This is a genomic window from Novosphingobium sp. BL-S-33, from assembly GCF_056857025.1.
This window is the reverse complement of the sequence record NZ_CM166475.1, coordinates 451041-471667: the sequence shown is the minus strand read 5'-3', so window position 1 is coordinate 471667 and position 20627 is coordinate 451041. Positions and strand designations below refer to the sequence as shown.

Sequence of the window (20627 nt, the reverse complement as noted above, 5' to 3'; positions counted from 1 at the left end):
TGACCTATCCATTCCGGCGCCCCGGTTCAGACCCGGGCGCCGCTCCCATGCCATCGCGGGGAGCGGCGAACCGGGCTTGCTGTCGTCACCCTATCTTGCGGAAGCCCAAAGGCCGGCAGGCGCGCAAGGCAGGCCAACGTCCTTCAACGTCAGAATGCCGGCAGGGGCCGCCTTGACGTTGAAGGCGGCGTTTACGGCCGGCATGGCCGTCATCGTATCCCACTCGTGCCGCCCCCAGTGCGCGGGCGGCGTGAAGCGAATGCGCGTATTGACCTCCGGCTCGCCCTTGATCACCAGATGGTACTGGTCGTCGTCAAACTCCCAGCCCTCATTGAGAAGTTTGGTCAGATACCAGGCGACGGTCACCTTTACGACGGTGCGACCGCCAATCTTCCCAGTCCAACCGGCGCGCAGCGCGGCATTGGTATCCTTGGGGATGGTCATGAAGCCGAGATCGACCGTCTGTGAGGCTGTGGCGAATTCGATATCGTAATCCAGTTCCTCCAGTTCGAAACCCAGAGCTGTCGCCAACCGGTTCGCGGCATCGTAGAACGATGTCATCCACAAGCGACTTGTCTGGATGACTTCCGGCGTGGCTTCGGGAAGCGATATTCCCATCGCGAGCCAGGTCTCCTTGGATTCGTAGACCGAACAATCGGCCGATTCCGAAATCGAGACCATCTCGACATCACGGCATACCGCCGTCAGCGCAGCAGCTACACCGTTGATCCACCCGGGGTTTACCCCTGTAATGAAGAGCGAGGAATCGCCCTTTTGGCACGCTGCCTCCAGCGCCTGCCGGGTCTCTCCCTGAATGCCTCCGACGTTCAGGAACAGGTTGGTGCTGATGATGTCTATTCCGCTTTCCAGCAATCTGACGGCGTGGTCCAGATCGGCCATGAAAGGTGTGTAGATGACCGCGTCGGCGCCCAGGGCAATCAGCGCGTCGATATCATTTGTCGCCAACACTCCGCATTCGGGCCGCCCGCAAAGCGTTCCTGCATCCACGCCACGCTTCTCGTCGGAATAGGCAAAGACACCCGCCAATTCCAATCGGGGATCATCCAGAATGCCGCGAAGCGCAAGCTTGCCGACTTTTCCGGTGGTCCATTGTATTACCCGCATGGTTTCCATTTCTCTCTCCCGTATAATTTGCAAATTATTGATCAAAAAGGCGACTTAAACACTACGACAGACAATATTTCGGAATGTCGCCGGCCAGCTCATTTTTCGGTTTTTCGTTTTAGAAACCCTTGAATATCCAGCCATTGGATAAGCTGGTCGAAGACGCCCAGACTGGTCGTGCCGGGCCTCCCCAGCCCAAATCCGTGCCCGCCACTCTGATAGGCATGCAATTCGACGGGCCGCCCTGCCGAGTGCCAAGCGGCGACGACAGGAAAGCCGTCAAATCTGGCAATCTTGTCGTCAAAGGCCACCGCAGCGAACATTGGCGGTGCCGTTACCGGCACCTCAACCTTGTCCAAACCTCCGTAAAGGAGCGCAACGAAGTTCGGCCGCCCACCGGGCTCATTTACAAGAGCGGCGTCTCTGGCCACGGTTGCTCCAGAGGAGAACCCGATCATCCCGACGCGTGCAGGGTCCACGCCCCAGCGCGCGGCGTTGGCCCGCACCGTCGCGATCGCGGTACCGGCATCCTTGACCGCGGCGGTGCTATCGGTCTCCGTCGCCTCGCCTTTTTCCGCCTTTGCCTGCAGCTGCGCAAAATAGGCCAGAAGATCGGGAACAGCCACGGGCGTCGGTTGGACTCGGTATTTCAGTACGAATGCCGCGATCCCGCGGCGTGCGAACGCATGCGCAACCTGCCAGCCTTCCGCATCCAGAGCGAGCATGATCATACCGCCGCCGGGCGCGATCACGACGGCCGCCCCTGTTGCATGCCCCGGTTCCGGAAGGATCGGTGTAAGCGTCGGATGCGAGACGTTTCTCACGACATCCAGCGTTCCAAGCCGTGTCCAGACTTCGGTATCGGCGCTACCGGCGACCGAATCGTCCAGCGGTATCGAAGGTGGTGCCTTTGGAGCGGGAATATCGCGTACCGCAGGGCTTGTCTGCGCGGCGCTGGGTATACCGATGAGCGCAAGAGCAAGTGCCCCAAAGTATACAGACTTTCGCATGCACTACTCCCCAGCCCGTCCGAACGCTTTTGCATCCTGGAATCTCATTGCCCGCCGTCGCGATTCCCAACCCTACCGAACAGTTGGTTAATTGTGCAAGTCATGGCAAACCGAAATAGCACCTGTCCTCAGATCATCGAGGCAGCCGCTCGATGTCAGGTGCGAGCGCCAGCACACTGCCCATGAGAATGCGGACAAGGTCCGCTTGCCCCCGCGCGCCGATTTTTGCGTAGATTTTCTTGGAGTAGCCCCGTGCCGTTTCGACCTGCAGGCCAAGATCGTCCGCCGCCTCGGCAATCGATCTTCCACGGCACAGTTCAAGCGCAAGCCGGGCCTCGCTCTTGGTAAGCCGGAACAGATCGATGAGTTGGCCACATCGATCCGCGATCCTCCAGCTATCGCCATGGATGTAGGCAACTACAACGGGCTTCCCGATTGTACCGATAAAGCGCCGGGGCGCCGGAACCAGCAGCATATCCAGCCATGGATCCCTCGACAACGAAACCGCGCGTGGCTGGGCCTCAACACTAGTCGACATCACGCGGATGATATCGAGAATGGCTTTTTCGGTATTGGCGTCGGCAATCTTCAGCCGCCCCGCCCCGGATCGGCTGAGCATTCCCGATCTTTGCAGCAAAACCGATCCGACGTCGTCGCAATCGACTACCTTTCCATTCCGGTCGAGCGCCAGCCATCCGAATTGCAGCCGTCGGATCGCCTCGGCGGCGAGTGACGCGGTGAAGCTTTCTCTTTGCAAAGTCACGTAATTGCGCAGAACGCCTCGCAAAAACGGCGCAAGTTGTTCGAGAAGTCTGTCTACGTCGCGATCGAACGCCCCGACTTTGCGGACGATAGTCAACCAGGCGTCGACACCACTAGGCTCTCTCACCCGCATCTGGCGGATATCGCTTACACCATGGACTTGCGTCAGTTCGGTATAGAATGCCGTGTGCTCCCCTTGATCCTGCTCGATAAGATCCCGCAGGGAATAAGGCGTCGCCTCGCTCGTCGTGTCTCCCGAATTCGGGTCACGTGAAACGAAATGACGTCTATGGATGTCCTTGCTCTCCTCGATGCGGGCATCGCCCCAAATGAGCTGCAAGGCATCATCCTGCCGCCAGCCGGGCGGTTGGCACAGGAGAATGGCAAAGTCGGAATTGGTAGCGGCGGAAAGCTGCGAGAGAAAGGTGCTCCACAATTCCGTTTCATATGCACCGTCCAGCAGGCTCTGGGTAAGATCAGCCAAGCCAAGCGTAGCGGACATTCTTAGCTCTCCCGGATTTTACTTCGCATACCCCCATATGGGTGTTTTTCTGCTGCCATCCTTACGCCAAGATTGCCGCAACACCAAACGGGCGGCACGACAATAATGCCGCGGGATCGAGGATACTGGGCAACTCCAACCGACCGGCAAAAAGCGGGCATCGCCTGGTGCGATCGTGGGAGGAGAAGGCCACAGCGCCATCTGCCGAAAAGGAAATTACCTGCACGTGGATGAAACCACGGCGGGCGAACAGGGAGGAAAGCCATGAAGAAACTACGGTGGATCGTGCTGTCAGGCGCAAGCCTTCTGCCATTGGCAAGCGCACACGCGCAGGACGCGCCGAAGGAAGCCACGGTATATTCGTCTGAAGACATCATCGTCACGGCGCGCCGCCGTCAGGAGAGCCTGCAGGACGTGCCCCAAACGGTCAACGCCGTCACCACGGAAGCGATCGAAAAGCTCAACCTCCAGAACTTCAAGGATATTCAGAACGTAGTCCCCGGGCTCCAGCTTGCGGGCGGCGTTACCGGTTCGGATTCCAAGTTCTCGCTTCGCGGCGTGACGTTCGATACGCTGGCGGGCAGCACGAGCCCCACGGTTCAGTTCTACATCAATGAAGCGAGCGCGGATTCGAACCTTGTATTCCAGTCGATGTTCGACGTGGGACAGATCGAAGTGCTGCGCGGGCCGCAAGGCACCTTGCGCGGCCGTTCCGCGCCATCCGGCGCGATCACCCTGACGACCAAGGGCGCCGACCTTTCCGAGACCGGCGGCTACGTCAACATGACGGGGACTACGCGAGGGAACATCAACGTCAACGGCGCCGTGGGCGTGCCGCTGATCGATGGCGTACTGGGAATTCGTTTGGCCGGGCTCGTCGATCACAACGAACTCGACAGCGTGACGAGCGTGAACAATGGCGCCGATCCGTTCGGCAAGACCGAGGCAATGCGCGCAAGTCTGCGCTTCGAGCCCACGGACACTATCGGCGTGTCACTGATGTACCAGCACATGGACGCCAAATATCGCTCTTTCCAACAGGTCGATGGCTTTTCGAACCCCTTCCCGATGCTGGGCCTGCCCGCCGGCGGTCCGGTCATCTCGGGTAGCGACCGGCTTGCCGTGTCCGACTTTTCGCGTAATTCGAAGCTGAAATTCGACCTCGTCACCGCCAACGCCGATTGGGGCTTCGCTGGGCAGAAGCTCAGCTACGTGGGCGGATATTCGAAGCAGACGCTGAACACATACACGCCGCAGGATCCATACAACGTCTTCCCCGGCTTCGATTCCTACCAGGCGATTGCGCCGGCCGGGAACGAGACATGGCGCCATGAACTGCGCCTGGCCTCCGAGGAGCGGATTGCCGGGATCTTCGACTATACGATCGGCGCCTACTACGAGCACCAGAAGGGAAGCGCCATAGGCGTGGTAGATCCCTCGACGCCGCTTTCTAACATCGGCACGCTGCTCTCGCAAAAGGTCATAAGCCGCGAGGTTTCGTTCTTCGGCACAGTCACGGCACACATTACCGACCGCACCGAACTGACCGGCGGCGCGCGGCATATCGATATCAAGCAGACGGCCAGCGAACCGTTCGATTCTGTTCCGGGTGAAGGAAACTCGCTGTGCCTCACGCCGTCGAATTTCTGCCTGCCGGGATTTGCCCAGACCCAGCCGATCAAGGACACTCACTGGGTTTGGAACGCTTCGCTTTCGCATCGCTTGTCCGATGATTTCCTGATCTACGGCAATGCCGGAACATCCTACCGTCCGCCGTTCAGCGTCGTGATCCTCAGTCCGCTGGAAGTACCGGGCTTTCAGTCGGCAAGCGATTTGCACTTCAAGCCGCCGGAGAAATCGCTGGGCTTCGAGGTCGGCTTCAAGGCATCGTTCCTCGACAAGCGCGCGCATCTCAACGTCGCGGCGTTCTATCAGAAGTTCGACAATCACAATTTCCTGATCGAGGACATCTATTTCGATGACTTCGCGCAAGGAATGGTCACGAGGCAGGATTTCACCGCCGATGCCAATGCGATCGTGAAGGGCATCGAAGCCGACGCCTCCTTCCTGATCACGCCCCGGTGGAACGTGTCGGCCGGCTTCAGCTATGCGAAGGGAACGGTCGACAACGATTATGTGCCCTGCAACGACAGCAACTTCGATGGCATTCCCGACAACGGCGTGCCGACAGCGGCCGACTTTGCGGCCGCCGGCGTTCTGGTAGCGCGATGCAAGTCCAATCAATCGATTTCGACCGCGCCGCGCTGGACACTCTCGGTCCAGTCCGAATACTCGCACCCGGTATCGAATTCCGTCGACGGATTTATCCGCGGGCTGTTCAACTATTACCCGGAAAATCCCTATCGCAACGAAGGCGTGGTCATCGACAATTACAGCCTGCTCAATGTCTACGCAGGCATTCGCTCGCCCGACAACGCCTGGGAAATCTCGCTGTACTCGAAGAATGCCCTGAACACATCTCAGGTTCTTTCGCGGGGACAGGTGGCGCCGGTGTTTGGCTTCATTCCCGTCAACTACCGTCCGATCAGCTACACTCCGCGTCGTGAGTTTGGTCTGAATGTACGATACTCATTCGGATCGCGCTGATCCGCATTCGCAGCCGCACCGACGCGATCCTTCACGCCGTCGGTGCGGCATCATTTCCGTCCTGAAAACGGGCAAGTTCACCATGGCGTGCCTGCTCGCTTTCCATTCGGGAAGCGGCGAAGCACGACCGCCCATAGGAGCGCCCTGCGCCATGTCCGATAACCTTGTTGCCGCAATCGAGAACGATGACCTGACCCGCATCGTCCTGATCCGCCAGTTCAAAAAGGGGGAGCCGCTCGTCATCGACGAACCGGCATCACCCCATACGCCGGTTGCCCCGTCCGACCTATGCCTCGTCAAGCTGATCGTCGGGCCCGGCAATCCGGGGCCCGAGGGCGCGCCTTCGACCTCGCCCGGGATCGGCATCGAAGTCTGGCTGCCCTCGCGTGAGGCCTGGAACGGGCGCATCCACAACATCGGCGGCCTCGGCGGCTTCGACGGCGGCCAGCACAGTTCGCCCCATGCCGTAGGCTGGCCTTACGCGGCGCTGACCGCAGGCAGCGAGGGCTCGCTTTCAGCCAGTACCGATTCCGGTCACACGCTCACAAACGGTGCCTGGGCGATGAACCCGGATGGCACGCCGGCGCGCCAGCTTTGGGAAGACTACGCCCACCGTGCGATGCACGTGATGGCCGAAAAGACCAAACAGCTCGCCCAAGTCTATTACGGTAAGCCCGCACACCATGCCTATTACGAAGGTGTGTCTACCGGCGGGCGCCACGGCTACCGCCTCGCCCAGGAGTATCCGGGTGATTATGACGGCATCATCGCCAGCCTGCCTGCACTCAACTGGGCGCAATGGGTGACTGCCGATGTCTACCGCAGCCTCGCAGTCGAACGCGAACTCGGCGGTCATTACCTGACCAAGGCCCAGATGGACCTTGTGTCCAATGCCGCCATTGCCTCGTGCGATACCGTGGGCGGGCAGCACATGGGCTATGTGACCGACAACGCCGCGTGCATCTACGATCCCACCAAAGACAAGGCCGTGCTGCGCATCGAGGATGGCGGCACCAACGCCGGGCCCGATGCGCTGTCGCTCGCGCAGGCGCGCGTCGTCAACCAGATGTGGTACGGCATCACCAGTGATGGCTCGGCGCCCGATCCCACCCGAGACAACGGCGTGGGGACGGAACTTTCGGGGCCGCACAAGTGGTATGGCCTCATGCGCGGCACCTCGCTCTATCAGGCCTATTTCGCCAATATCGGCTATGGCAGTTCGAACGCCCACGAGGGATACGTGGCCGATCAGGTGGCGCTCGATCTGGGCGATCCCCGCCTCGCCAATCCGACGTTCCACAATGCCAGCGCCAATGGCGAGGCGGGCTGGACGAAGCTGACTTATGAGGAACTCGCCCGGGCGTTCGATCGCGGAACCGAACTCGACGAGACTTTCGGCCGCCTTGCCAGCGACAATCCCGACCTTTCGGCATTCAAGGCGCGCGGTGGCAAGTTCCTGAGCTGGCATGGCTGGAATGACGAGGCGATCCCGGTCCAGGGAACGATCCGCTACTACGACCGGGTGCTTGAGACGATGGGCGGACCGGAGCAGGTCCATGACTTCTTCCGGCTCTACCTGCTGCCGGGTGTGGGCCACATGTCTCCCAACGGCACGTCAAACCCCGAAGCGCATCCGCCACTGGTGGCGCCGGGTCAGTTCTTCGCCCTGATGGTCGACTGGGTCGAGAACGGCAAATCGCCGGACGATATCGTCATCGAGACCCCCGCCGACAGCCCGATCCGCCGCAGCGCGCCAATTGCTCCTTACCCAAGGCAAGTGCGCTATGTCGGCGGCAATCCGAACGAGGCCGCCAGCTACGAAGCGCAATAAAAAGATCCCATGGGCGCGGGTTGGCGCTAGTTAAGGCACACTGACCTCCCCGCTTTATCGTCAAGGAGGCTCTCCATGTCCGGTTTATCCCATGCCGCCGTCAGCACTCAGTTAAATGCGATCTTTGTGTCATTGGAGCTGAGCCGTTCCACTTGGTTGGTGACGTCTCTGTTGCCGGGGCGCGGCGAGCGCATTTCGCGGCACCAGGTGAAGGGCGGTGATGTGCCTGTCCTCCTCGAGCGGTTCGCGCAGTTACAAGCCAAAGCGCGCGAGCGGACCGGCAAGCAGTACCCATTGGTCGTTATTCAGGAGGCTGGACTGGACGGCTTCTGGATACACCGTTGCCTCATGTGCGAAGGAATCGAGAGTTACGTCGTCGATGCAGCCTCGATCGCGGCTTCGCGACGGAGTCGGCGTGCGAAGACGGATAAGCTCGACGGTGAGGCCCTGGTCCGTACGTTGCTCGCCTATAAACGTGGAGAGCCGAGGGTCTGCGCGATGGTCGCAGTACCAAGCGTCGAAGACGAAGACCGCCGTCGCATCTGCCGGGAGCGACGCTCGCTGGTGATCGAGCGCATCCGGCACGTTAACCGAGTGAAAGGCCTGCTGTTCGCGCAAGGAGTGGGCGACTACGAGCCGCTGCGCACCAACCGGCGGGCTCGGTTGGAAGAGCTCACTACCGGCGACGGACGACCGTTGCCACGCCATCTCAAGAATGAGATCGAGCGCGAGCTAGACCGGTTGGAGTTGGTTCTGGGGCAGATCAAAGACGTTGAGCGGGAACGCGATGCGATGCTGGAACTAGACACGGCGATCGAAGAGGCTCCAGCGTCAGCGTCGGCCAGCGCTCGTCTGCTTCAATTGCGCGGTATCGGCCCGGAATTCGCTGGCGTGCTTCATGCCGAGGGGTTGTTCCGCAGCTTCAGTAATCGACGACAGGTCGCCAGCTATGCGGGACTGGCGCCATCGCCGTGGCAAAGTGGTGCGATGGACCGAGAGCAAGGGGTGTCCAAAGCGGGCAATAAACGGCTGCGCGTCACGATGATCCAAGTCGCATGGCTGTGGCTGCGACATCAACCAACATCAGAACTGACACTCTGGTATGAGGAGCGGGTGCGAACCAACGGCGGCCGCGTCCGCCGCGTGATGATAGTGGCTCTCGCGCGCAAGTTGCTGATCGCGCTGTGGCAATTCAATTCCGCTGGCGTCGTGCCAAAGGGCGCAATCCTCAAAGCAGCCTGACTGGGTACTCATAGAAGATTTCCTGCGGGGCGACACCCGCCGGATCCAGGTAGACGGACCGTCGATCCCCCTTGGCTTCGATTGCCGATAAAAAGGTTGGTCCCGTTTTCCTGAGCCAAACCCGACGCAAGCGGGATTGTGGTGTAGCCGTGCATGAGCGGCGACCGGATGTGAGGTTAGAGCGGACCGGTTGATGGGACGCTTGTTGCAACAGGCTCAGACCATGGATCTGATATCGAGAGACAGCAAATGCCGTAGCTAGACCGACGATTGACACAAAGCTCCCATGTGAGGGGGCTCCGAAGCATCGCGCAATTGCGTGCTTCCGAGCCCCCCTAACAGGCCGACATTCACAGGCGCGCGCGTGTCACTACGCGCGCGCCATTGCATTCAGGTCCGCGGTATCGTCACGCCTGCCTGACGCCCGCTTTCGCCGACTTCAAGCATACGCCGGTCGTTCGCCGGGCATTCCCAGTTGTGACCGTCGTTGACGTCGCCCTTGCCCTTGTACCGCGCCATTTCGGGATACTTGCAAAGCGGCATTGTTCTGCCGGGCGCTTTGTCGAATTGCTTAACGCCGAAGCCGTTCACCGCGTAGTTCGTGGCCCAAAGCGCCTCGGGCGCCTGCCCGTGCTCGACCCATTTCTCCATCGCTCCCATCGCATCGAAGCTGTTGGGGCCTGCACCGCCCATGCTGCAATGCGGTGTGCCGGGGAGGCCGAACAGGCGCACGCTCTGTTGCAAACGGGCATAGCCGCCGTGGCGGGCCGCCAGCTTGTTATAGAGATTGGTCGAGGCATAGGGCGTCAGGACATTGTCGGAAAGATTGTGCCAGATCATCAGGCGCGTTTTCGAGCGCATCAGCGGATCGAAGCCTTCGACGAAATGACCGATCCCGGTTTGCGCCTTGCGGCGAAGCAGAGCGACCTCGGAACTGGGCACGACGATGTGATAGTTCGTGACCTGTCCATTGCCGCCACGCGCGAAGCTCACGACCGAACGCGAATGGAAATTCGGATCGTTGCTGTGAACGAAGACTTTCAGCATGGCATCGGCAAGCGGCCAATAGCCATTGCCCGCAACATCGCCATTGTCCGAACCCGGAAACGGCTCCAGCGCGGCAAGGTCGTCGGGACGCTTGGGAGTCTTGAAGGACATTCCCTGCATGTCGCTGACGGACAGCCCCGGCTGGACGATCTCGCCGTTTTCGTCGGTCACGGCGCTGATCAATGTGCTGACTGTCTCGGCCTGCTCCTTGGTGAAGCACTTTCCGCCGCTTTCACCGGGCTTGCATATCGGCAAGTCGCGCTCGGGCACGAAATTGCAGGCGGCCGGGTTCTGGATTAGACCATCCTCCACCCCGTCAAGCTTATCGCACTGGGCAGCCACGATGGGCGGGATCAATGCCGCCAGTTCCGGCGTGATCACCGCGCCCGGCGATCTTAGTGCGGCGACCGGAACACCTGCGAACTGGAACGCTGCTCCCGCTGCGTTGTAGGGTGAGCCTGAAATGATCCCGTCGAACGCCTGCGGGAACCGCGTGGCCGCAACGAGCGCGTCGCGCCCTCCGCCGGAACATCCATTGAAGTACGAATAGGCGATCGTCTGCGGCCGGTTCCTCAGGGTGCCGTAGAAAGCCTTTGTGAAATTCTTGCCCAATTGGGAAAGTACCTCGTCGGCGCGGTAGTAGAGATCGTCGATCGCATCCTGATCGATCTGCCCGGGTCCCTTGGCGGCCCAGCTACCGCCGGCAAGGCCGGTGTGGCCTTCATCGGTCGCGAAGATCGCATAGCCCCTGTTGATCGCATCCATGGGCTTGCCCTGGCTGGTAATCACGATCGTGGGCATCGCCGGGTCGCTCACAAAGAACTGTCCGCAGTGACCGGAGCATCCGACCTGCATGTATTTCCCGTTCCAGTTGGCCGGAAAAGTCGCCATGAAGTTGGCGGTCTTGCCGGTAGCCGGATTGGTCACGAAGCTGCCGACGGCCTGGCAGAATGCTGGCGATTCCCCGGCGGATGCGTGAAAGCGTGCGCCGCCCGGCACTGTCGCGCCATTGGGAATGGCCTTCACAGTTACGCCTTCGCCCAGCGCCGAGGCTACCTTCTGCATGGCCTGCGGCGTGCAGGCTGCGGCCAAGGCCTCATCGCTGATCATGGCTGCCGATGGCGCTGAAACCGCCGTGCCATTCGCCATGTCTCCGGTACTGCATCCCGTCAGCGCAAGTGCGCACGAGGCCACCATGATTTCCGGTATTCGCGATGTTTTCTGCATTCGAACCACCCTCCTCTCCCTGTTTCGGCGCCGTTGCGCCGCAAGACTCGTCGTAGCTTACCGACTAATCGGTAGATAATTTACTCATGCGGGAGGTACAACGTTTTTATGCCGTCCGGTGCCGGGGAGGATTTCTCTTCGAAAGTTGGCAGCGATGACACTGCAAAGCACGGGTGAAGCGAAACAGCCTTTACATCGAAAGCCGATATTCAACCGGCCTCCGCGCCTGTCACCAAGCCACCTTGCCATTCAGAATTATGTCGACCGCATGGTCAAGGTGTTGGTCAACGACAGAAACGCTCAGCCCTCCCGATTCCCCGAGATGGGTATGAACCGCGCCGATCATGCCCAGAAACAACTCGGCCAGCAGCCTTGGGTTTGCCGGCTTTACGCCGTCCTTTGAGCCGAATTCCGTGATGTCACGCTCAATGACATCGACCATTTGATTTTGCCGAATGTTCTGCATCTCTTCTGCAACAGAGCGAGCGCTTCCCCAACACTCGAGGATCAAGTTGCCAAACGCGACAACTTCGGGATCCTGACGCCACCGCGTCATCGACCGGGCGTAATGTCGCAGACGCTGCTCTAGCGTATCTCCGCGCGCGACCGCCCGGCTATCGGAAATTGCAGACCAGGCGGCCACTCTGTCCTGCATGACGGCCCTTAGCAGCGCGACCTTGTCATCGTATCGCTGATAGAGAGTGGCTTTCGTCACTCCTGCCCGCCTTGCGATCCCATCCATTGTCGTTGCGGCAAACCCGTCCGAGAGAAAACTGTGCTTGGCAGCTTCCAGCACGTTCCGATCGATGGATTCAGCACGCTCTCGGGACGGTCGGCCACGCGGGCGCGGGGCGATTTGCACGCTGTCCTGTCCAGCAGTTTTTCCGCGCTTTCCAACCGCCACTTTGTTCAATTCCCTTGACGCCGCTCACGCACGGCAATGCGCTTCTTGCCCGGGGCCGACGTCTGCGCAAGAGCACTGACATAAATCGAACCGTGAGTATATTAAATTGACGGGCGCACGGAACTGCGCAATGTGGACCCAACGAAGAGCACGCAGACGGCCGTGAACACCATCACGGGATCGAAACCATGGCGTGTATTTGGGAGATTTCTCATGAACTTATCGCCTTCATCGCGGCGAGTCGCAATGACCGTTCTGATTGGCGTTGTCGGGACTACGGCTTCCTCGTTGATGGCGCAGCAGCCCGGGGCGTCCCCCGCGACTATGCAGAAAATCGGTGAGGTTGATAGTCGCTACCAAGCCTACAATCTCGATCTGATTGCGATAACCGGCATGGCGAAAAAACCAGCCAAGCCGCAGGCGAGCGGAAGCGCTTCATCGGATGGGGATGTCCACGTTGACACTGTCATGAGCGGTGTAAAGCTGGACCAGCCGCTTGACCTCTACAATCGCCGCCTGCGCACATTGGCAAGCGCGCTCGGGCCGGCCTACCTGCGCACCAGCGGCACATCTGCAAACACCGTCTATTTCCAGAATGACGACAAACCCGCGCTGGCCGTGCCGCCGGCGGGGTACAATTCTGTTTTGACGCGGGCACAATGGAAGGGCGTCATCGACTTCGCTCATGCCGTTGACGCCAAGCTGCTGATGTCCTTCACCGTAAATTCGGCCGTCCGTGACGAGCAAGGCATCTGGACACCGGTACAGGCCAGACCGCTGGTGGAATATACCCATAGCATCGGCGGTGATATCGACGCCGCTGAATTGTTCAACGAGCCTAATCTGCCAAATTACGGCGGCGCGCCCAAGCAGTACGACGGAGCCTGGTTTGCCCGCGATCAGGTCGCATTTCGGGCCTTCGCATCGCAGGCATTACCGAAGATGAAAATCGTCGGCCCCGGCGACGTTGCCGTGGCCAATATACCACTACCCGGTAATCTTAATCCTGATCAGATGATGTCGGGAAATCCAACTCCCAGGTTCGATGTCATTTCATACCACTTCTATCCTGCAGTCGCACCGCGTTGCGCCCCATCCGACACCCCGGTGGGAACTAGCCTCGAACTGTCGATGACCGATGGTTGGTTCGCCCAGACCGAGAAGTCATTTCTCGATCACAAGACGCTACGGGACCGTTATGCGCCAGGTGCGCCGATATGGAATACCGAGACCGCCGGTGCGGCTTGTAGCGGCGCACCGTGGAGCGCGACTTTCCTCGATACCTTCCGCTACGTCGATCAGCTCGGAAGACTCGCCAAGTTGGGCGCGAATATCGTGTTTCATCAAACACTGGTGGGTGGCAACTACGGCATGCTGGAACCAGAGACACTGACGCCGCGGCCGAACTATTGGGCGGCTCTGCTCTGGAAGCGCCTGGTTGGACCAACAGTCCTGGATGCGGGCAATTCGGGCAAACCTGGCCTGCACATCTATGCGCATTGCGCGCCGCAAGGCAAAGGCGTGGTAACGCTTGTCGCGATTAATGCCAACAATGCGGCGCAGCCGCTCCAGACAAACGGAAAAGCGCGGATCTACACGCTGACGGCGCCGGAACTGCAAGCCAAGTCCGTCCTGCTGAATGGCCACGTGCTTGAATTGGGGGCGGATGACAAGCTGCCCGATCTGCATCCGCAGGAGGCCGCCAGCGAAGCCGTAACACTGCCCGCTCTGAGCATAACCTTCATCCAGATCCCCGGCGCCGCCAACCGGGCATGCCTTTGATGCGTCAGACCCCATTAGTGTGCAGTGGCTACTGGTTTGCAGCTCTTGCCGCACGCCTGCCCCTTGCGGCGGCAGCGGTCGCTGCGGCAGGGTTAATGACCACCCCGGCATCTGTCAGTGCTCGGGCAGTCCTGCCTTCCCAAGCCATGGCGGTGCCGGACTATGCCCTCCTTGGCCCGGATTTCGCCCGGGGCAAGGTGGACGGTACCCTCAAACGCGCTATCCTCGACCGGGCACAGGTCTTTTTGACACGTGATCCACGGCCGGCGAAACACATCCGAATTGAAGGTGTGAGTTCCGGACAGGCGCAAGCGCCCGGAATTACAGGTCAGGTTTCAGACGCCCGCGATATTGCGGCCGCCAAGGCCAGTCTCGAAGATATGGACGTCATGTTCGATCTGGCGGTGGCGTGGCGGCTGACGGGTGATCGAGCCTATCTGCGCAAGGCCGCGCAGTACATCGATGCCTGGGTGTCCACCTATACGCTCTCCTTCAATCCGATCGACGAGGGGCGTTTCGACAGAATGATACTCGCCTATGATCTTGTCGCACCCGACGCCTCTACGGCGATGCGCGTGAAAGTTCGCCTATTTTTGAAGCAGCTTGCGGCGGGCTATATCGAGGCCATGGAGAAAGGCGACGTTCCCATCAAACCGACGTTGACGAACAATTGGCAGAGCCATCGGATCAAGCTGGCAACCCTTGCAGCCTTTCAGCTCGGCGACGATGATCTGATCCGGCGCGCGCGCATGCTGTTCGAAATGCAAGTCGACGCCAATCTCCTGCCGGATGGTTCGACCATCGACTTCGCTCAACGCGATGCGCTGCATTACGTGGATTTCAGCCTTTCATCCCAGCTCATGGCCGCGCTCGCAGCAAAAGCGCATGGGGAAGACTGGTACGGCTATCAAGCCAGAGAGGGCAGAAGCCTCCAACGAACGCTTGCCTGGCTCAGCGCCTTCGCCAGCGGCAAGCAGTCACATATCGAATTCGTGAAGTCCGTCGTACCCTTCGATCGGCGACGCGCGGAAGCAGGGAACCCTCTGTTCCGGAACGAGCCGTGGAAACCGGTGACCGCGGAGCGTGTCTATCTGATGGCTGCCCATCTCGATCCCGAATGGCGGACGATTGCAGCCGGATTGCATCGAACGGCGGCGGCGCAACCGGAGCTACGCAATGATGAGGACGGCTCAGTCGAATGGCTGCTCTTGCTGGATGAAGGAACCAAGACGTAACGTGCGGCACCCAATGCGCCGCATCCCTTATGACGCAGGGCCTCGTTGCAAAGGCCCTGCCCTTCAACAGTCCTTCTGGACCGAAATCATTGCGACCTTGAACAAGTAGCGATTGGCGCAAGCCTTACATATTGACCAATTAGCACGGTTTCACCAAGCTAAGAGGCAAGCCCGCAAGCTGCTCAACCAAATCGCGGTATGGGCAGCTGCAAAACAGCCTGTCATCTTTCGAATGGAACCAATGCGCGGATGGTATTCTCCAGCGTGGCCCCCAAATCGAACGATCCCGGCTTATCGTACCACCGGCGGGCCAGGCCGAATATCAGCGCGTAGCAGATGCGAGCCGTCTCTTCCGGATCCTCTGCCCAGGACTGCAGCAATTGGGCAAAGAGGGTTTCGGTTTCCTCGGCCCTTGCCAGGAACCAGTCATGCGCGGGATGCGCGGGATCCATGGCATCCGTCTGCAGGATGATGAGGAAGCGGCCAAGCTCGGGAATTTCCCGATAACGCTCGATAATCCGGCGCAGCAACCGCACCATTGCCAGGTAGGCATCTTTTCCGTTCCCGGAGGATTTTTTCGTGGCGGCCACGAGCGGCGCCACGATCACTTCCTCGCGGCGCTCGATCTCATCGATCAAGGCCATCAGGACGCCATCCTTGGAGCCGAAGTAATACAACAGCCCCGCGTTGGAGATCCCGCACTTGCTCGCCAGACCCTGGATGGTAAATCCGCGCGAGCCTATCTGACCGATCTGGCGGATTGCCTCGTCGATGATCTGCGCTCTGCGAACGGCAGCGTCTTCGCGCGTTCCTCTTTGATTCTTGGAAACCATGGAACTGCTGTACCGATCAGTTGGTAACGCGCGCAAGGCCCAACGCGCCGCCAATCCAACAAATCGGCATTCCGTGCCGCGTTAGCAGTCAGGCAGTATCTCTCGCCGCAAAATCTCCGCCAGCGCATGCGGCCTCGTATTCATCGCCTGATGCCCAGCATCGATCCGCACGATCCGATCGGCTTTGAAGCGTTCAGCGAACCGCTCCTGCCAGGAAACGGGTAATATGCCGTCAGCCAGACAGACGACGTATGTCGCCGGCACTATTCCATGATGATCGTTCCGCCATGACGTGTATTCGTACGTCGACAAAGGCCAGGTGTCGCCGCCCAACTTCGCCAGAAACGTTGATCTTTGGTCCTCATCCATGTCGTTGCAGAACATCTGGGGATAGCGATCCGCGGGGTTTTCGGTCTTTGGATCGAAAGGCCAGCCGACTTCGTCGGGATTGGTGCCCTGAATTCCGGAGCCCATCAGCGCACGAACGCTCTGGCCTGGTACAGGTATGGAGCACGAGACATAGACCGCGCGCCGAAACAGGTCCGGACGCAGGGCCAGCATCAGCGACATGACCTGACCGCCTTGCGAATGACCGACCAGCAACGGCCGCTTCAGACCGGCAGCGAGGATATCGGCGATCATCTCCTCCGCCACATCATCAAGGCTAACCTCGGCAGTAAGTCGGTCCCGCTTGGTACCGCAGCCCGGGGCATCGAGCGCAACGGTCCTGCTGCCGCCGGTTTGCAGATTGAGGGCGGCGATGGTCTCCCCCCACACCCATCCGCCTTGTCCGCCGCCGTGGACGAACGCGATCTCGATATCCATGCACGCTTTCCTCTCGGTTCTTGTTATCGGTTATGGGGCGGATCAGGCCGAGGCATCATGCCGCCAGATAGCCGCGTATCGCGGCCAATGCTCTTGCCGCAAGCGGTGAATGGACCCTGCCCTTGAGGCGCCCCACGAAGATGCCGGTAGGCGGGAGCGGCAATCCGTCGATGACGATCTCGACCAGCCGGCCATCGCGCAGTTCTTCGGCTATGAAAGCCTGCGAGCAGATGCAGACTAGCTCCGTGGCCATCACCGCGTCCCGCAGGATATGATAATTGTCGCAGACCATGCGCGATCGGCTCGGGATCGGGGGGCCTACCGGATCTTCAACCGAACTGGCCCAGGGATAGTCCGCCAGATCGGCAAGTTGCAGATTCTTTCGGCCCGCCAGGGGATGGCCTTGTCGCACCACGCAGGCGGGCCGCGCATCGCCAACTTGTTCGAGTTCGATTTCCCCGGCGTCGGCAACGTGCGGGCCGGGGAAGAAAATCATTTCGACTTCGTCGTTGGCAAGGGCCTCGACCAGTTCCTCACCTGGGCGCACCATGACGCGAAGCTGCATGTCACTGGCGCCGAAGAAGTCACCGGTGAAGCGCGGAACCAGCTCGCTTGCCAGCAGCGGCGCCATCCCCATCGACAGTCGCCCGCCGCGCCCGCCCGCCAGAAGGCCCATGTTGCTTTCGAAGACCCGCAGCCCCTTAAGCAGGGGACGTGCCTGCTCCAGCACCTGAATTCCGGCTGCAGTAGGCTCTACCCCGTGGCCGACGCGGTTGAAGATCGCAAAGCCGTAGCGTTCCTCGATCGTCGCGATGCTGCGGCTAAGTGCCGGTTGGCTGAGATTGAGTTCCATCGCAGCGCGCGAGAAGCTTCCGCAGCGCGCTACCGAAACCAGATGCTGAAGCTTGCCGAGCGATAGGTCCATAAACAATCCGCATGGAGATACACGAATTCAGCATTAGACCTCATACCCCGCTTGCCGCAATGCTAATGCCATAATGACAAGTGGGATGCCCGATGTTCAAACAGATCTGCTTCTTCCGGAAGCGGCCCGACATGTCGATGGACGCCTTCCTCGACTATTACGAAAACCAGCATTCGCAGCTTGCGAAGAAGATGGGCGCGAAGCCCGCGCTACCCAACGCGGTCCGCTACGTGCGGCGCTATCTCACGCCCGAGCGCAATCCTGTAACGGGCGAAATCCACGATTCCGGCTATGACTGCCTGATGGAAATCTGGTGGAACAGCCGCGAGGATTTCGAAGCCTCGCAGCGCATCATTTCCGATCCCGCGCGTCTGCCGATGACTATGGAGGATGAGCGGCGGCTGTTCGCCAGCCACGCCAATCCGGTCTGCTCGGTGATCGATTACGATTCCCCAATGGGTCCGCATGGCGAGGCGACGCATGTCGTGCTTCGCCATGGCGATGAAGCGGAGTAAAGCGGATGAGCGACGAAAGCATGCAGGTGATCCGCGAAGCCCGGCGCGACTGGGTGAGCGAGCACCGTGAGATGTATCTCTCCTCGGGCGGCGTTCAGGGCCACATCATGGACATCACGGCCGTCGGAGGCCGTGCCTTCGCCACGCATTGCCTGGTCAAGTACACGGGCCGCAAGAGCGGCAAGATCTTCATCACGCCGCTGTGCTACGCCGATATCGGCGGCGAAGTGGTTATCTGCGCGTCCAAGGGCGGCGCCGATCATCATCCGGCCTGGTATCTCAATATCGTCGACCAGCCCGAAATCGAATTCCAGATCGCGACGCAGGCATTCCGGGGCACCTGGCGAGAGCCCGAAGGCGCCGAGCGTGAGAAGGTCTGGTCCTTCTTCATCGACTGCCATCCCTTCTACGAGACCTACCAGAAATCGACGAGCCGGGTACTTCCGCTGGTCATGTTCAAGGCGGCCGAGGAAATTCCGGTCTTTCGCGCCGAAGACGCCACCGGCATCCGGACGACCTGACCGCCCATGACCCACGTTTACGCGAAACGCGATACTGCGGGACTGTCTTACGCGCACGGCATTCCGCTCGCCGAGGAAGCCGGATGCGGCGCGCTGACACTGGGCGCCTATCTGCGCGAAGTCGTGGAGCGTCACGGCCCCGCCGCAGCCGCCGTGATCCACCTTGACGGCGCCGCGGTGCGCTGGACCTATGACGACCTGTGGGCGCGCGCCAACGAAGTCGCGCGCGCACTCAAGGCTTGCGGCGTCGGCAAGGGCACGCGGGTTGGCCTGCTGATGACGAACCGGCTGGAGTTCCTCTCCTGCCTGTTCGGCACCGCGCTGGCAGGCGGCATCGCCACGACCATCAGCACATTCTTCACCGCGCCGGAACTCGGCGCCGTGTTGGAGGCGTCGTGCTGCTCGGTCCTGCTGCTTGAGCGCCACGTCCTCAAGAAGGACTTTGCCGCGATGCTGGGCGAACTGGAGCCGTCCATCGGGGGAAGCGCGCCGGGCGCCCTGCTCTCTGCTCGGTTCCCCTTCCTGACGCATATCGCGCGCATCGATGGGGACGAAGGCTACGGCGCCGTCGAAGGCTGGTCCTCGTTCCTTGCCCGTGGCGACGCTGTTCCCGATGCCGTGATCGAGGCCTGCGCGGCGGCTGTCCTGCCAAGCGATCCGGGCGCCCTGTTCTTCTCCTCCGGATCGACTGGCAAGGCGAAAGGTATTCTTTCCGCACACCGCGCGATCTGCCTGCAACTCTGGCGCTGGAAGACTTGGTACGGAATCGAAGAACCGCCACGAACATGGTCCGCGAACGGGTTCTTCTTCTCGGGCAATTTCACCATGGCGCTGGGGGGAACGCTGTCTTCCGGCGGCTGTCTGCTGCTCCAGCGCTGGTTCGATCCCGAAGCGGCGCTGGCACTGATCCAGGCGGAAAACGCGACGATGCTGCTCGCCTGGCCGCATCAGTGGCCGCAGCTTGAGGCCGTGCCCGGTTATGCGGAGGCGGATCTTTCCGCACTGCGCTATGTCGACGGCGCCTTCCCGCTCGCCAATCACCCCACCGTTTCGGCCAACTGGACCGAACCGCGCGCCTACGGCAGCACCGAGACGTTCACGCTGATCTCGGTCTTTCCAGCCGGTACGCCGGAAAGCGACGCGGCGGGCAGTCATGGACGCCCGACCCCAGGATCGACGATCCGCATCGTCGATCCGATGACCGGCTCCGCCGTGCCGATTGGCGAACGCGGCGAAATCGCGGTGAAGGGACCAACGCTGATGCTGGGCTATCTTGGCGTCCCGCTGGACGATACGCTGGATGACGAAGGCTTCTTCCACACGGGAGACGGTGGCTGGCTGGACGCCGAGGGCCGCCTGTTCTGGGAGGGCCGGCTCAACGACATCATCAAGACGGGCGGCGCCAACGTTTCGCCGCTGGAGATCGACGCGGTGCTGCGCGACTGTCCGGGCGTGAAGATCGCACAGACGGTGGGTTTGCCCGACGCCCTGCTGGGTGAACTCGTGGTCAGCTGCGTGGTGCCGCTGGAAGGCGCGGCCCCTTCCGCCGAACAGATCCGCGCCTATGCCCGACAGCGGCTTGCGAGTTTCAAGGTCCCGCGCATGGTCCTGTTTTTCGCCGAAGACGAACTCAAGACCACCGGCAGCGCCAAGATCAAGACGGCCGACCTTCGCCAGCTTGCGGCCAGCCGCCTCGTGTGAAGCGAGATAGGCAGACAATATATTCGAATTGGG

The 20627-nt window shown here is 60.7% G+C and carries 16 protein-coding genes; 8 read left to right on the top strand and 8 right to left on the bottom strand.

Annotation, left to right across the window (positions count from 1 at the left end):
• Positions 1-90 precede the first annotated feature (90 nt).
• The 3 genes from AC1VVM_RS18855 to AC1VVM_RS18845 form a co-directional block, all read right to left on the bottom strand.
• The gene (locus tag AC1VVM_RS18855; protein WP_482957090.1) at positions 91-1170 is read right to left on the bottom strand and encodes an NAD(P)H-dependent amine dehydrogenase family protein; all 1080 of its coding nucleotides are present in this window, start codon (positions 1168-1170) and stop codon (positions 91-93) included.
• 53 nt (positions 1171-1223) lie between these two features.
• Positions 1224-2135 carry an alpha/beta hydrolase gene (locus AC1VVM_RS18850; RefSeq protein ID WP_482957089.1) on the bottom strand — a complete coding sequence of 304 codons (912 nt, stop codon included), beginning with the start codon at positions 2133-2135 and terminating at the stop codon, positions 1224-1226.
• Between the two features lie 133 nt (positions 2136-2268).
• Positions 2269-3399: a helix-turn-helix transcriptional regulator gene (locus AC1VVM_RS18845; RefSeq protein ID WP_482905324.1), complete on the bottom strand. Its 1131-nt coding sequence runs from the start codon at positions 3397-3399 to the stop codon at positions 2269-2271.
• A gap of 264 nt (positions 3400-3663) precedes the next feature.
• Between AC1VVM_RS18845 and AC1VVM_RS18840 the strand changes: the two genes are divergently transcribed.
• From AC1VVM_RS18840 to AC1VVM_RS18830, 3 genes are all read left to right on the top strand, one after another.
• A complete protein-coding gene (locus tag AC1VVM_RS18840) occupies positions 3664-6006 on the top strand; it encodes a TonB-dependent receptor (RefSeq protein ID WP_482957088.1) in 2343 nt (780 codons plus the stop codon).
• Between the two features lie 151 nt (positions 6007-6157).
• Positions 6158-7837, top strand: a complete 1680-nt coding sequence (locus tag AC1VVM_RS18835; RefSeq protein WP_482957087.1) for a tannase/feruloyl esterase family alpha/beta hydrolase — start codon at positions 6158-6160, stop codon at positions 7835-7837.
• Between the two features lie 75 nt (positions 7838-7912).
• Entirely contained in the window at positions 7913-9079 is a 1167-nt protein-coding gene (locus AC1VVM_RS18830) for an IS110 family RNA-guided transposase (protein ID WP_482905801.1), read from the top strand.
• Positions 9080-9469: 390 nt separating this feature from the next.
• Here AC1VVM_RS18830 and AC1VVM_RS18825 read toward each other — a convergent pair whose 3' ends face one another.
• Both AC1VVM_RS18825 and AC1VVM_RS18820 read right to left on the bottom strand, forming a co-directional pair.
• Positions 9470-11353 (bottom strand): tannase/feruloyl esterase family alpha/beta hydrolase, encoded by a 1884-nt coding sequence (locus AC1VVM_RS18825; protein WP_482957086.1) that lies wholly within the window; start codon positions 11351-11353, stop codon positions 9470-9472.
• Positions 11354-11582: 229 nt separating this feature from the next.
• A complete protein-coding gene (locus AC1VVM_RS18820; protein WP_482957351.1) occupies positions 11583-12257 on the bottom strand; it encodes a TetR/AcrR family transcriptional regulator in 675 nt (224 codons plus the stop codon).
• A 246-nt stretch (positions 12258-12503) separates the two neighbouring features.
• Between AC1VVM_RS18820 and AC1VVM_RS18815 the strand changes: the two genes are divergently transcribed.
• Positions 12504-14039 carry a hypothetical protein gene (locus AC1VVM_RS18815; protein WP_482957085.1) on the top strand — a complete coding sequence of 512 codons (1536 nt, stop codon included), beginning with the start codon at positions 12504-12506 and terminating at the stop codon, positions 14037-14039.
• Complete coding sequence (locus tag AC1VVM_RS18810) at positions 14039-15274, top strand: alginate lyase family protein (protein WP_482957084.1); 1236 nt, start codon at positions 14039-14041, stop codon at positions 15272-15274. The genes AC1VVM_RS18815 and AC1VVM_RS18810 overlap by 1 nt, the downstream gene beginning before the upstream one ends.
• 221 nt (positions 15275-15495) lie before the next feature.
• Here the strand turns inward: AC1VVM_RS18810 and AC1VVM_RS18805 are convergent, their stop codons facing one another.
• The 3 genes from AC1VVM_RS18805 to AC1VVM_RS18795 all read right to left on the bottom strand — a co-directional run bounded on the left by AC1VVM_RS18805 (position 15496) and on the right by AC1VVM_RS18795 (position 17857).
• Positions 15496-16107, bottom strand: coding sequence for a TetR/AcrR family transcriptional regulator (locus AC1VVM_RS18805; RefSeq protein ID WP_482957083.1), 612 nt, complete (start codon positions 16105-16107; stop codon positions 15496-15498).
• An 81-nt stretch (positions 16108-16188) separates the two neighbouring features.
• The gene (locus tag AC1VVM_RS18800; protein ID WP_482957082.1) at positions 16189-16932 is read right to left on the bottom strand and encodes an alpha/beta fold hydrolase; all 744 of its coding nucleotides are present in this window, start codon (positions 16930-16932) and stop codon (positions 16189-16191) included.
• Positions 16933-16987: 55 nt separating this feature from the next.
• Entirely contained in the window at positions 16988-17857 is an 870-nt protein-coding gene (locus AC1VVM_RS18795) for a LysR family transcriptional regulator (protein ID WP_482957081.1), read from the bottom strand.
• 92 nt (positions 17858-17949) lie between these two features.
• On the opposite strand from AC1VVM_RS18795, the gene AC1VVM_RS18790 reads away from it, so the two are divergent.
• Genes AC1VVM_RS18790 through AC1VVM_RS18780 form a run of 3 tightly spaced genes read left to right on the top strand, consistent with a single transcriptional unit; the run spans position 17950 to position 20594 of the window.
• Entirely contained in the window at positions 17950-18372 is a 423-nt protein-coding gene (locus tag AC1VVM_RS18790; protein WP_482905318.1) for an EthD domain-containing protein, read from the top strand.
• A gap of 5 nt (positions 18373-18377) precedes the next feature.
• Positions 18378-18893: a nitroreductase/quinone reductase family protein gene (locus AC1VVM_RS18785; protein WP_482905317.1), complete on the top strand. Its 516-nt coding sequence runs from the start codon at positions 18378-18380 to the stop codon at positions 18891-18893.
• Positions 18894-18899: 6 nt separating this feature from the next.
• Entirely contained in the window at positions 18900-20594 is a 1695-nt protein-coding gene (locus tag AC1VVM_RS18780; RefSeq protein ID WP_482957080.1) for a class I adenylate-forming enzyme family protein, read from the top strand.
• Positions 20595-20627: the final 33 nt, after the last annotated feature.